At 36.1% G+C, this 13,192-nt stretch carries 9 protein-coding genes, 8 tRNA genes and 1 rRNA gene (1 of these 18 cut by a window edge); 3 read left to right on the top strand and 15 right to left on the bottom strand.

All coding sequences use genetic code 11. The features are described 5' to 3' along the window. Positions 1–70 precede the first annotated feature (70 nt). Positions 71–1,624, top strand: a complete 1,554-nt coding sequence (locus tag CPHY_RS01995) for an ABC-F family ATP-binding cassette domain-containing protein (protein ID WP_012198392.1) — start codon at positions 71–73, stop codon at positions 1,622–1,624. A gap of 330 nt (positions 1,625–1,954) precedes the next feature. Here CPHY_RS01995 and CPHY_RS01990 read toward each other — a convergent pair whose 3' ends face one another. The 5 genes from CPHY_RS01990 to CPHY_RS01970 all read right to left on the bottom strand — a co-directional run bounded on the left by CPHY_RS01990 (position 1,955) and on the right by CPHY_RS01970 (position 7,665). Next, positions 1,955–2,848 carry a sensor histidine kinase gene (locus CPHY_RS01990; RefSeq protein ID WP_012198391.1) on the bottom strand — a complete coding sequence of 298 codons (894 nt, stop codon included), beginning with the start codon at positions 2,846–2,848 and terminating at the stop codon, positions 1,955–1,957. 113 nt (positions 2,849–2,961) lie between these two features. Further along, positions 2,962–3,786 carry an ABC transporter permease gene (locus tag CPHY_RS01985; protein WP_012198390.1) on the bottom strand — a complete coding sequence of 275 codons (825 nt, stop codon included), beginning with the start codon at positions 3,784–3,786 and terminating at the stop codon, positions 2,962–2,964. After that, positions 3,779–4,699, bottom strand: coding sequence for an ATP-binding cassette domain-containing protein (locus tag CPHY_RS01980; RefSeq protein WP_012198389.1), 921 nt, complete (start codon positions 4,697–4,699; stop codon positions 3,779–3,781). The genes CPHY_RS01985 and CPHY_RS01980 overlap by 8 nt, the downstream gene beginning before the upstream one ends. Before the next feature lie 143 nt (positions 4,700–4,842). Further along, entirely contained in the window at positions 4,843–5,532 is a 690-nt protein-coding gene (locus tag CPHY_RS01975) for a response regulator transcription factor (RefSeq protein WP_012198388.1), read from the bottom strand. Positions 5,533–5,787: 255 nt separating this feature from the next. Next, the gene (locus tag CPHY_RS01970; RefSeq protein WP_041703083.1) at positions 5,788–7,665 is read right to left on the bottom strand and encodes a DUF4914 family protein; all 1,878 of its coding nucleotides are present in this window, start codon (positions 7,663–7,665) and stop codon (positions 5,788–5,790) included. A 967-nt stretch (positions 7,666–8,632) separates the two neighbouring features. On the opposite strand from CPHY_RS01970, the gene CPHY_RS01965 reads away from it, so the two are divergent. After that, the gene (locus CPHY_RS01965) at positions 8,633–8,917 is read left to right on the top strand and encodes a hypothetical protein (protein ID WP_012198386.1); all 285 of its coding nucleotides are present in this window, start codon (positions 8,633–8,635) and stop codon (positions 8,915–8,917) included. Between the two features lie 2 nt (positions 8,918–8,919). Beyond that, on the top strand, positions 8,920–9,519 hold the full coding sequence (locus CPHY_RS01960) for a lysine exporter LysO family protein (protein WP_012198385.1): 600 nt from the start codon (positions 8,920–8,922) through the stop codon (positions 9,517–9,519). A gap of 171 nt (positions 9,520–9,690) precedes the next feature. On the opposite strand, the gene CPHY_RS21555 is transcribed toward CPHY_RS01960, so the two are convergent. The 10 genes from CPHY_RS21555 to CPHY_RS01910 all read right to left on the bottom strand — a co-directional run. Beyond that, positions 9,691–10,266, bottom strand: coding sequence for a DUF6774 domain-containing protein (locus CPHY_RS21555; RefSeq protein WP_012198384.1), 576 nt, complete (start codon positions 10,264–10,266; stop codon positions 9,691–9,693). Positions 10,267–10,878: 612 nt separating this feature from the next. After that, positions 10,879–10,952: transfer RNA gene (locus CPHY_RS01950), tRNA-Arg, on the bottom strand. Between the two features lie 48 nt (positions 10,953–11,000). Beyond that, a tRNA-Leu gene (locus CPHY_RS01945) sits at positions 11,001–11,086 on the bottom strand. A 17-nt stretch (positions 11,087–11,103) separates the two neighbouring features. Next, positions 11,104–11,176 (bottom strand) — tRNA-Val (locus tag CPHY_RS01940). 75 nt (positions 11,177–11,251) lie between these two features. Further along, a tRNA-Asp gene (locus CPHY_RS01935) sits at positions 11,252–11,325 on the bottom strand. Between the two features lie 48 nt (positions 11,326–11,373). Then, a tRNA-Ile gene (locus CPHY_RS01930) sits at positions 11,374–11,447 on the bottom strand. Positions 11,448–11,475: 28 nt separating this feature from the next. After that, positions 11,476–11,548: transfer RNA gene (locus CPHY_RS01925), tRNA-Thr, on the bottom strand. Between the two features lie 119 nt (positions 11,549–11,667). Continuing rightward, positions 11,668–11,739 (bottom strand) — tRNA-Glu (locus CPHY_RS01920). 81 nt (positions 11,740–11,820) lie between these two features. Next, positions 11,821–11,892 (bottom strand) — tRNA-Asn (locus CPHY_RS01915). Positions 11,893–11,958: 66 nt separating this feature from the next. After that, positions 11,959–13,192: ribosomal RNA gene (locus tag CPHY_RS01910) — 23S ribosomal RNA — on the bottom strand; it runs 1,682 nt beyond the window's last position.

Here is a 13,192-nt window from a genome sequence, read left to right as displayed (position 1 = left end):
TCAACCGGTAATTTGTTTATAGATTACTATTGTTATAAAAAGGCGCTAAAGCGCCAGAATTGAGGTCAGAATGAGTATATTAAATGTATCGAACCTAAATCATGGTTTTGGTGAGCGAATGATTTTTCACGATGTATCCTTCCGTCTGTTAAAGGGGGAACATATTGGGCTTATCGGAGCAAATGGTGAAGGTAAATCTACTTTTATGAATATTATTACCAATAAACTTATGCCAGATGAAGGTACGATTGAATGGTCAAAAAATGTTCGCGTTGGCTATCTTGATCAGCATTCTGTACTAGAAAAAGGAATGTCAATCCGCGATGTACTAAAATCTGCTTTTAACTTCTTATTTGAATTAGAATCTAAAATGAATTCCATCTGTAATGAATTAGCGGATGCCTCCGATGAAAAGATGGCAGAGCTTATGGAGGAGTTCGGTACGATTCAAGACCTTTTAGACGCTCATGATTTTTATATTATTGACTCCAAGGTAGAAGAAATCGGACGAGCTCTTGGACTTACCGATATTGGCTTGGATAAAGACGTTACTGACCTAAGCGGTGGTCAAAGAACTAAAGTCTTATTAGGTAAATTACTTCTTGAAAAGCCAGACATTCTACTTCTCGATGAGCCTACAAACTACTTGGACGTAGAACACATTGAATGGCTTAAGCGCTATTTACAAGAGTATGAAAACGCATTTATCTTAATCTCACATGATATTCCATTCTTAAATAGTGTAATTAATCTTATTTATCATATGGAAAACGGTGAATTAAATCGTTATGTTGGAGATTATGATAAGTTCCAAGAAGTTTACGCAATGAAAAAATCACAATTAGAAGCTGCTTATAAAAAGCAACAACAAGAAATTAGCGAACTACAAGACTTTGTTGCCCGCAATAAAGCGCGTGTATCTACCCGTAACATGGCAATGTCTCGTCAGAAAAAACTAGACAAGATGGATGTTATTGAGCTAGCTAAAGAAAAACCAAAGCCAGAGTTTCATTTTAAAGAAGCTCGTGCTGCAAGCCGTTACATCTTCCAGACAGAGCATTTGGTTATTGGTTATGATGAACCACTATCACAGCCAATCACTCTTTCTATGGAGCGCGGCGATAAAATTATCTTAAAAGGTGCGAATGGTATCGGAAAAACAACATTGATGAAGAGTATCTTAGGAATTATACCTTCCTTAAGCGGTAATGTAACCCTAGGCGACTACCTTTATCAAGGATACTTTGAGCAAGAGATGACAGGTGCGAAAAATAATACCTGTATTGAAGAACTCTGGCGTGAATTCCCATCCTGGACACAGTATGAAGTACGTTCTGCTCTTGCAAAATGTGGACTTACAACAAAGCACATTGAAAGCCAAGTACGCGTATTAAGCGGTGGAGAACAAGCAAAAGTTAGACTTTGTAAGCTAATCAACCGAGACACTAATATTTTGCTCCTTGACGAACCTACGAACCATCTAGATGTGGAGGCAAAGGACGAATTGAAACGTGCTCTTAGCGAATATAAAGGAAGCATCTTATTAATCTGTCATGAGCCAGATTTTTATGAAAATTTCGCTACAAAAGTTATCGATTGTAGTAATTGGTCAACTAAGATTTAATAGGCTATTTTAGCCAATAATATTATATCAACATGAAAACAGGTACAAAGTGATATTCAAAATTTTTTTATGAAATCACTTTGTACCTGTTTTGTTTTCTTAAAAAACTATTTCTTAACTAGATATCTTTCATATAGTTGGTATAGCCTCTTCTTATAAACCTTAAATTGATTATACAATCTCGGGTATAAATTTGATTAATATCTAAATACATTTCTATGATACCAATATTATCGATTTAATACATAATTATTATAAAGGGCATAATACTTAACTAATACCTTTTATAATAATTAATTTACCGACTACCTTAGATTCCTACAGAATTTTCTAACCAACCGGAAAATGAACCTTAATTAAAAACTCAGTCCCTTCATTGATGGCTTCTATACTTCCTCCAAGCTTTTCAGTTAATTCTTTGGCGATTGCAAGGCCTAATCCTGTAGAACTTCTTGTCCGTGCTTTATCAGCTTTATAGAAACGTTCAAAGATTAAAGAAAAGTCGACTTCTTCTCCATTGGCATAGCCATTTTTACATGTAACTACAATTTCTTCCTCTTTCTCCAAGGTAATCTGAAAATGCTCATTTCCATGTTCTAAAGCATTCTTAATCATGTTCTGAAGGATACGGATAAGAGCCGAGGGGTTACCAAGCATTATCATCTCTTCTTCTGGTAAATGTATCACAGGCTCAATTCCCCGGTTCGTAAATTGCTCATAAAAATCAAGTATACATTCACATAGAATCTGGCTAAGATTGCATTTCTCTATGGAAAGTTCATAACAATCATTCTGTAATTTCATGTAGAGAAACAATTGGTCAAGCATCTCGGACAATTGTCTGATACGACCTTCGATGATAGTAATATAGTGTTCCCGTACCTCAGGTTCTTTCGCTTTTGTTAATAACTGAAAATATCCGTCGAGCGAAGTAAGCGGTGTGCGTATGTCATGAGATAGGTTTGTTATCAATTGTTTAAATGCCTCATCCTTCACTTCATACTCTACCTTAAGTTTTCTATGTCTTTGCATTAACTCATTCAATAAATCCAATAACTTCGAAACATCCTTCGACGGAACTAACTGTTCTAATCGCATATTAGAATTATTAGATAAGATAAAGGAAAGATTCTGGTTCCAAGTACGAATTTGCTTTTTATATTGAAGGACAGCAATGAAATATCCAACTGCAATACATAAAGCAATCACTATTATCCATGTCATCCTCTAACTTCTCCTCCTTTTCACTTATCTGTCCTTATTTTAATCCTTTCAACCAATAGTTTTAAGACCCTTCTATAAGCCTTTTAATCGATATTTTAATATTTGATTTTTACCTATCTCACATCTTGTTTTCTCATTAAGATAATACTGGAAATTCCAAATACAATTGTAACGACTAAGGATACCAAGATAGCTCTTGTATAGATTGTTGCATCATATGGTATCGGTAACAACTTCATATTAGTAGTGACTAAATAGTTTGAAAAAACGATATTTAATTTCAAACGATCCAATAGACCAGTTAATAATGCTAACATTCCAGAACAAATACAGATTCCAACCGCCATACTGATTGCCATATTTCTAGATAAATTACATAGAAAAATCACCAACATAACTAAAGCAAAATGAAGTAAATATTGGGTGAAAAAATAAGATGCAAACTCACTTATATTACCTAACCTAAAAGTATCGAGTAAAAGGGAGGAAGAAATTCCGATTAAAATAGCAGCACCTAACAAGGTAATCAATAGATAAATCGCCATACAAATAGCTTTTGAAATTGTAAAATAATCGCGATATCCTTTTCTGCTAATTACATTTTTAATATAACCACTGTTATGTTCTGAGCAGACAAAAATAATAGCAAATATGACAGCTACAACAGCTAATGATGCACCTCCAACGGATGAACTAAATAAGTCACCCAGTGTAAGTTCAATACTATCCACGTTCATCGGACCCGTACCTATTCCAACTATAACAGAATCCGATACATCCATGCCCTGATCGTATATATTTTTTAGGTTATCATTATTTAGTACAATCTTAATTGTTATTACCGATACAACAACAAGAATGAAAGTGATGAATAGAGTAACATAAAAGCTTTTACTGCGGAACATACGGTACAGATCCATTTTGATTGTTTTAAGCATGACTAACACCTCCTGTTAAATTGATAAAATAGGTCTCCAAATCATCATTAGCAACATGAAATGACGAGACCAAAACCCCATTATTACAAAGTGTCATATTAATGAGTGCAGGATTATCTAGATGCTCAAATACATAGATGGTTGATGGATTAATCACTTTATAATCTTTAATTCCTAATTTTTCTTCAAGAATTGTACATGCTTCCTTCACGCCAGTCAAGGTAATTTGTATACGCTCACTGCAACGCTCCATAAGCTCTTCACAGGTTAACTCCTGAAGGAGTACCCCCTTATCAATAATCCCATATCTTGTCGCTATCTTTGACAATTCTTCTAAGATATGGCTCGAAATAATGATTGTCATATTACGCTCTTTATTTAACCGTTGAATTGTATCTCTCACTTCAACAATCCCTTGAGGATCAAGACCATTGATTGGCTCATCAAGTACCAGTAAGTCCGGATCTCCAATCAATGCCATACCAATTCCAAGTCTCTGTTTCATACCAAGCGAATAATTTTTTGTCTTTTTCTTATTTACATCTTTTAAGCCTATAAGCTCAATAATTTCATGAATATAATTATCATCCTGAATCCCATGACTGATACACTTCATCTTTAGATTTTCAAACGCAGTCATATTCGGAAATAATCCCGGTGCCTCAATTAAAACCCCAATCCTGGAAAATAGCTCCTTTTGCTTATTACAATCCGCACCAAATAGCTCTATATTACCTGAGGTTTGTTTTGCAAGTCCGCTAATCATTTTTAAAAATGTAGTTTTACCTGCTCCATTCCTACCGATAAAGCCATAGATATCACCTCGCTTTATCGTTAGGTTTACCTGATTAACAGCAGCATAATTTTTATACTTCTTTGTTAGAACGGATGACCTTAACAATATATCATTCATACTCTTCCTCCTCTTTCTCTCTGTTTCAATATTTCTGTTATAAAGCAATGTTCTTTTCAAGTATTATCTTAAAGAATCTTTATAAACATATCGCAAAGGAAAGTTAAAGAAATGGTAAAGATAGTATTTACTAAGTTTAAAGACTATTTACTGAGTTTAAATCCTATTCCCCAGACCGTATCAATATAATCGTCTTCTGTAACCTTTTTTAGCTTCATGCGGATATTACTGATATGAACATTGATTGTCTTATCCTCACCGATAAAGTATTCTTCCCATGCATAATTATAAATCTCCTGCTTACTAAACACCTTGTTTGGATGGAGAAGTAAAAGTTCTAATATCTTATATTCCTGTTTGGTAAGTGATATCAAATTTCCTGCTAATCTAACTTCATAAGAACTACGATTCAATAATAAGTCTTTATGAGAAAGACATTGATTTGTTTCATCCTGCGATTTTTCTATATTTCGATTTACTCGCCTAAGAGCTACTTCAATACGAACAAGTAATTCTTTTAATTGAAATGGTTTCGTAATATAATCATCTGCTCCGCATGATAGGACATCCACCTTACTATCCAGCTCGTCCTTTGCAGATAGCACAATAACAGGCGTCCGTTCTTTTTTATTGAACAGCTTTAAAAACTCTTCTCCTGACATGCCCGGTAACATTAAATCCAAAAGAATTAAATCAAACTCTGTCATGCCTACATTTAGCATGGCTTCTGTACCCGAATATGCCTGAACCACCTCATAACCAGCTTCCTCTAAGGCTTCTCTCAGCATGTTATTAATATTTAGATCATCTTCAACAACTAATATTTTTTTCATAAGACTCCCATTGATAAAGATTACTTTATTTTGTTTTATTCAGACTATAATAGCATGATTATAACAGAACTATAATTAAAAATGCAAAGAATATATTTATCTAAAACAAGGAAAGACATTCGCGAACTTTCCTTATCATGTTAAAAGCGAGTGCAAACGAAATCCTCCGAAAGCTGATTGGCTTCTCCTTAGAATATTCCATTTGCACCCGCTCTTTTAGGGTACCTATATTAAAACAGTAAAATAACTGTTTTATTAATATCTCATTGGCAATAAATCATTGTACTCTTGAACAGAAGCATCAGAAAGTAATAATTCAATTATCTTTCTACCCATCTCATGAAGTTCAGGAGTTAAGAATTTCTGTACTTCCTCCTTGAAGAAATCAAGAAGTATCTTAGAACCAGCATCATAGCCTTCGATACCAACTTCTTGCTGCATTTCTGGTTGTAAAAATGCCTTACGGATGTACTGACCATCTACCTTAAGTGATCCAAGTCCATATCCTAGAATTGAACAACGAGCTTCTACTAAGTGCTCTGGTTTAAATTTTGCACTACCTCTTCTAGCTATATACTCTCTTGCTACCCACTGTGGTACAAATCCAACTTCATAAGCACCGATGTGTTGATTCGGAATGAGTAAATAACGAGTATGACTTGAATTTAATATCTGCTCCATAAGAAGGTTTGCCTGCTCCACCATTTTACCAGTTGCAAATGGCCAGTAAGAACCAACACCTTCACTTGTCATACCTTCGGAAGAAGTAATACTTGGATTGTTATATCCTCTTGGTGCAACCAATCTCCATAACCAAGCAAGTGCTGGAGGTAAAATATGGAACATACCAAGAATACCATAAGAAGGGTTCTTCTTTGTACAAGCCGGTGTTCTAACACCAAAACTTCTAACATCAATTTCTACAGGCTCATCAATTACATTCGGAACCAAGCGTCTTGGAAGAACTACTCTTGGGTTTGGACAAGGTTTTCCATTAGAATCTAATGTATGTTCCCAAACAAGACAGGTAGAATTTGGCACACCTTGAATATTTAAAAATACCAACGGCTCTTGTGGATGAATAAAAATCTTTTCATGCTGAGGAGCAGTACCATAACTCTTAATATGATCACAACGTAAGAACCAACCTTGCTCTGCATCCTTAACAACAAGTTTCTTACTATCGTTTTGCATCCTTGGATGGCAAATTGCCATATCATCGGTAACAGGTCTTAATTCACATGATTCTGATAATTCAATAAATGTTTTCTCACCAGTTACTGTATTTTTACCAAGTAAAATACGACCATCCATCTCACGGTGAACATGCTCGATCATCTCACTCTTTCCACCGCCAGATGCACCTTCATGCATAATAACAATTTCATTGTCGTATGGGGTAATAACCTTAACAGTAGACGCGTGAACGGTTGTCCAACCTTCATTTTCACCAATGTTAAGTAAAACGCCGTAGATACCCTTCTTCGCACTTGGGCCTGGATATAAGTTATAGGAAAACAACTCATGAATTCCTGTTAAACGATTGTGAATTACAATTTGTTTACCATCAAAATGGGTATGACGGAATGGAGGTGCTAAGAAAATGACTGCCTTTGGATTGAAGTCCTCCGATATGTCATGCATACTGGTAAAGCCCTGTAAATCTGCAACAGCACAAGCAAAAAATCCCGCATTTGCTGGAGAAACCAATAAGGTATCATAACCATATTCCTCACCACCGGACTTAAAAGCAAACACAATAAGCTTTTGCTTTTTTAACCATTGGAATGTTTCCTGACGAAGTGGCTCAAAATCTTGATTGTAAACATCATCGTACTTAGGCTTGTCTGTATCATTTTTATCGGCAACTAATAGACAATCTGGGTCACGTCTACGCATATAGTCGTCCGGATAATTTACTACAATACCATTTTTACAACGAGTAACCGTTGCTTCTACAATGTTGCCCTTGCCCGGTACATCATAAGCCACCTCATAAGTGTCCACATCTTCTCCACCAAAAGCCATATGTATCAGCTCCTTCTTCGAACGTGGATAGTATACGTGTTTGCTCTCGGTTAAGATATCCCTGATATAAGATGGCAAATTCCACTTTTCCTGATTGATTTTCATAGCAATCCTCACTTTCTTCCTGTCTTTTTATATAAAAATATAATTCAAGATGTTATCTCTTATATATTTTTAGCCCTTATTTAATTATTCCTACCTCAGAATTGAACTATACATTCATTGGCTCGCATAAAAAAATGACGAAAGGTCCCTACGTTTTTAAAAAAGCCAATATCAAAGAAACCTCTGATATTGGCTTACTTACAACTTAGTTTAACTATTTGTATCGTCATCCATATTATGAAATATTAAACCAACTTTTTCTTAGGAGATTAAATGCCTAACATCCTTAAAAAAGCCTTAAGAAGTCAAATAAAGACTTCGTTAATAAATTATCTAATTCTAGTTTAAATTTATGATAATATTTCCTAATCCTACCAAAGTTCAATTGAATTACATTCACTTATACAAAATTTAATGCAGCTAATTATAATGAAAAACCTGTAAACATACTGTTTGCAGGTTTTAAATTCAAGTAATATAATCTAGTAAGTAACCTGTTAGGAATTTTGTCATTACACGTAATCTGTACCAATGTCGGATACGGTTTAATATATCACAAACAATTTATAAAGTCAAGATTCATAGCTATTTCCTAGCAGATAAAAATTATCCAGTAGTATTGATAGAAGCATCAAAAAATCAAAACTTTCTCGTAGTTTTATACGCTAATTCGTCAAAGTGTTGATGTATTTATCTAAATTTTAACTTCTTAGTACTCAAAGTTCTAATTTTAATAGGATTCATTTTTAAAATTTATATAGAAGCACCAAATTATAAGCAAGTACTGTTTATATCTTTCGTATCATTCGTTTCTCTTGCTTGAAGTTAAAATATTTGTTATAGTATATACGTTTGTATTAGGATTCGTGGGCTTTAGAGAGGTTAAAATTCTCTATTCTTATCCATATCATTATCTGTTCTTGATTTTTTCTAAAAGAGGACTTTATTATAGAAGGGAGGCTATATTATGGATATTCTCATTATTATGGGAATTGGAATTTTCATTGGATCAAGGTTTTTTCCAGAGAAACATAAAAAAAAGAATGAAAAAATGCAAATAGTATGCACCATTTTAATTATTTTTTCTATGGGGGTTATGCTTGGTAAAAGAGAGCATTTTCTTCAAGAGATATCAACACTTGGTTTAACTAGTTTTCTATACTTTTTTATTCCAACAGTCTTTTCTACTTTAATTGTTTACTTATTAACCAGATTATTTATGAAAAAGAAACTAAAAGAAAAGGAGGACTAATTATGGTTCTACTTACCGTAATTGCCCTGTTAATAGGAATTGTTTATGGATTATCCGGCATTGATATAACAATCATTAATTTTGTTACAGAACATACTCATTATATCCTTTATTTACTTATGTTTTTAGTAGCTATCAGCATCGGATTAAATCGTGGCATTATACAGAAAATTAAAGAATATCATGTTAAAGTTTTTATTATTCCTTTTGGTATCATAATTGGATCGTTACTTGGAGGTATTATTTGTAGTTTTATCACTGGAATCTCTATGAACACCAGTACAGCTATGGCAAGTGGATTAGGTTGGTATAGCTTATCTGGTGTTATGGTAAGCGAGTTCGCAGGTGCTTCGTTTGGTAGTATTACTTTCTTAAGTAATTTAATGAGAGAAATATTTTCTTTCTTTAGTATCCCACTCATAGCAAAGTATTTGAATTTTCCAACCTGTATAGCTCCTGCAGGAGCTACCAGTGAAGATACTACCCTACCTATGTTAATTCGATATACCAATGAAGAAACCGTAGTATTATCTGTAATCAATGGTATTATTTGCTCAGCAGCAGTACCAATACTCATTAATCTCTGCTATCAGATTTTTTAAATTATTTTTGAGCAAAATATTTTATATATAATTTTTACTCATGATAGACATTGATGTGAATTAATGTCTATCTAATTTACTTAATAAGTATACTTCTAAGAATTATGTACATATTCCTTCTTGTAATTTATTTATAAAGGTCCGAATCGAAATTGCATTCATCCTATCATTCTATTTCTTGTTACTATGATTAATATCCTCTGACATATCAACGATTTTATTATCGCCCATCTTCATAGAATTATCATTTTTAGTGAATGTAGCTTTCATATTACTACTCCCACTAGTCTTCATTTCGGAGCTTTGTTCTCTTTTTACCGGTGTAATAACGTTTTTCTCATCACTGATTTGTTTTATACTACTACCGCTACTAGCGCTATTACCATTATTACTTTTACTGTCTTTATTATTTTTACCTACTTTATTACCATTACCGTCTTTATTACCTTTGTTACCTCTATTATCATTACTACCATTATTCTCGCTACTATTATTATTGTTACTATTATTATTGTTACTATTATTATTGCCGCTATTAGCATTACTATCTTTACTATTCTTCGCTGTGTTTGCGGCTTTCTTTTCGCAGATATCCTTACAAACCGCTCTACGTACCGCAATAGCATTAAGTGCATCACTTAAAAATAACAAGTCAGCTGCAAGCAATGCTAATTCGTTGTCATCAAGACATTCTGCAATTCGACATGCTACAGAGCTTATCAACAGTATATCAGTACAACTACTCATGATTATCACCTCGATATATTATATGTACTAAAGAAAGCGGGTAGTATTAAAGTTGTCCTTGAAGGTATTCGTAAGTAAATCTATGACTAACTAGTACAAGTTATGTCTAGTAAATATAATTTTATTTGGTTTATGACGGCAGAAAAAAATAGCCAATAAATTGTTGACTATCGAAATAACACAAGAAACTCCCTTAGAGAAATACTTACTGTTTTTCCCTTACTTATTAATTATAGCATACTATTTATGGTATACAAGAATAATAGGTTTCTAAATCTGAATATAGTGATTATGATAGCTAATTTTAAGTTAAACCATAAGGTTCTATTTAAATTATTGAGGGGTAAGCGTTTGGATTCTTAGACAAGACAGATTGATGATTATTATGATAATGAATTCTTTAAAATAGATAAATGAACAGTGGTATTTTAATATATTGGACGATTTTTTTAAAATATCTGTGACACATTTAAATAAAAATATCCCTGCATCTAGTATCTAGGGGTTCCTAAGAACCACACCACAACACCTGACACAAGGGTTTCCATTTTGATATGAGATCATGTCAATAAAATGAAAAAAGCCTGTAAACTCAGCATTTACAGGCACTAATGTACGTGACATGATTCGAACACGCGACCTTCTGGTCCGTAGCCAGACGCTCTATCCAGCTGAGCTACACGTACATAGTATGAAATTTTCATACTGATTATCTTTGAAAAATTCAAAGATAATGCCGGCGACCGGAATCGAACCGGTACGGGAGATTAGTCCCGCAGGATTTTAAGTCCTGTGCGTCTGCCAGTTCCGCCACGCCGGCATAACCTTTCGGTTGAATGGGACCTATAGGGCTCGAACCTATGACCCTCTGCTTGTAAGGCAGATGCTCTCCCAGCTGAGCTAAGATCCCAATTTAACTGGTCTTTATGACTCGATAACAAATACATATTGAGTATTTTTTGTCGTGTAATCTTTTCGATTACAACGACTCAGATGGGACTCGAACCCACGACCTCCGCCGTGACAGGGCGGCGCTCTAACCAACTGAGCCACTGAGCCAAATTCTTTTATTTCCTGTAAGATAATCCTTTGTATAATTATCTCTAGTGGACCTTCGGGGACTCGAACCCGGGACCGACCGGTTATGAGCCGGTTGCTCTAACCAACTGAGCTAAAGGTCCATGTCTTTTGAAAATCAAAAGCCATAAAAGCCGACGATCGGACTCGAACCGATAACCTGCTGATTACAAGTCAGCTGCTCTGCCAATTGAGCCACGTCGGCGTATTCACTTTACGTTTAATTGAGCCACGTCGGCACAATGTTCAATAGAGTATCTTTTTTTCACAAAGATAAGACCGATAGTAGCTTTCACCACTTTAGTTAACTATCAATCTTACAAATGACTCCAAGGGGATTTGAACCCCTGTTACCGCCGTGAAAGGGCGGTGTCTTAACCGCTTGACCATGGAGCCGTGCTAATAATATTAACATATAATTTAATTCTTGTCAATTAACAATTTTATCATTCATATCATGGTTATTCTTGTTAATAACTCCCCGAGTTGGGCTCGAACCAACAACCCCACGGTTAACAGCCGTGTGCTCTACCATTGAGCTATCGAGGAATACTTCTACATTGTAATAAATGATGTTGACATTGTCAACTCAGAAAAAAGTTTAAACAAACCTTTTAGGTTAAGCCCTCGACCTATTAGTAACAATCAGCTACATGTGTTACCACACTTCCACCTTTGTCCTATCAACCTTATCGTCTTTAAGGGGTCTTACTAGCTTATGCTATGGGATATCTTATCTTGAGGGGGGCTTCACGCTTAGATGCCTTCAGCGTTTATCCCGTCCCGACTTGGCTACTCGGCCATGCTCTTGGTAGAACAACCGATACACCAGAGGTCAGTCCATCCCGGTCCTCTCGTACTAAGGACAGCTCCTCTCAAATATCCTACGCCTACGCCGGATAGGGACCGAACTGTCTCACGACGTTCTGAACCCAGCTCGCGTACCGCTTTAATGGGCGAACAGCCCAACCCTTGGGACCTACTACAGCCCCAGGATGCGATGAGCCGACATCGAGGTGCCAAACCACTCCGTCGATGTGAACTCTTGGGAGTGATAAGCCTGTTATCCCCAGGGTAGCTTTTATCCGTTGAGCGATGGCAATCCCACTTTATACCACCGGATCACTAAGTCCTACTTTCGTACCTGCTCCACCCGTCGGTGTCACAGTCAAGCTCTCTTATGCCTTTGCACTCTACGAATGGTTTCCAACCATTCTGAGAGAACCTTTGAGCGCCTCCGATACCCTTTCGGAGGCGACCGCCCCAGTCAAACTCCCCGCCTGACATTGTCCCCTAGCCGGGTCACGGCTACAGGTTAGAAATCCAGTACTACAAGGGTGGTATCCCAACAGCGACTCCGTAAGAACTGGCGTTCCTACTTCTTAGTCTCCCACCTATCCTGTACATGCAGCACCGAATCCCAGTATCAAGCTGAAGTAAAGCTCCATGGGGTCTTTCCGTCCTGGCGCAGGTAACCAGCATCTTCACTGGTATTTCAATTTCACCGGGTGCATTGTCGAGACAGTGCCCAAATCATTACGCCTTTCGTGCGGGTCGGAACTTACCCGACAAGGAATTTCGCTACCTTAGGACCGTTATAGTTACGGCCGCCGTTTACTGGGGCTTAAGTTCAAAGCTTCGACTTGCGTCTAACCTCTCCCCTTAACCTTCCAGCACCGGGCAGGCGTCAGCCCATATACCTCACCTTTCGGTTTTGCATAGACCTGTGTTTTTGCTAAACAGTTGCTTGGGCCAATTCTCTGCGGCCTACTTTCGTAGGCACCCCTTCTCCCGAAGTTACGGGGTCATTTTGCCGAGTTCCTTAACAATGCTTCTCCCGTCGGCCTTA

Source organism: Lachnoclostridium phytofermentans ISDg, assembly GCF_000018685.1.
Taxonomy (GTDB): Bacteria; Bacillota; Clostridia; order Lachnospirales; family Lachnospiraceae; genus Lachnoclostridium; species Lachnoclostridium phytofermentans.
Note: the sequence above shows the minus strand (reverse complement) of the source record. Positions and strands in the feature narration are given on the sequence as shown.

Coding starts and splice junctions, on each gene's coding strand:
- CPHY_RS01960 (WP_012198385.1), top strand. CDS start 8,920: ATGGTTCTACTTACCGTAATTGCCCTGTTAATAGGAATTGTTTATGGA.
- CPHY_RS01980 (WP_012198389.1), bottom strand. CDS start 4,699: ATGAATGATATATTGTTAAGGTCATCCGTTCTAACAAAGAAGTATAAA.
- CPHY_RS01965 (WP_012198386.1), top strand. CDS start 8,633: ATGGATATTCTCATTATTATGGGAATTGGAATTTTCATTGGATCAAGG.
- CPHY_RS21555 (WP_012198384.1), bottom strand. CDS start 10,266: ATGAGTAGTTGTACTGATATACTGTTGATAAGCTCTGTAGCATGTCGA.
- CPHY_RS01985 (WP_012198390.1), bottom strand. CDS start 3,786: ATGCTTAAAACAATCAAAATGGATCTGTACCGTATGTTCCGCAGTAAA.
- CPHY_RS01990 (WP_012198391.1), bottom strand. CDS start 2,848: ATGACATGGATAATAGTGATTGCTTTATGTATTGCAGTTGGATATTTC.
- CPHY_RS01995 (WP_012198392.1), top strand. CDS start 71: ATGAGTATATTAAATGTATCGAACCTAAATCATGGTTTTGGTGAGCGA.
- CPHY_RS01975 (WP_012198388.1), bottom strand. CDS start 5,532: ATGAAAAAAATATTAGTTGTTGAAGATGATCTAAATATTAATAACATG.
- CPHY_RS01970 (WP_041703083.1), bottom strand. CDS start 7,665: ATGAAAATCAATCAGGAAAAGTGGAATTTGCCATCTTATATCAGGGAT.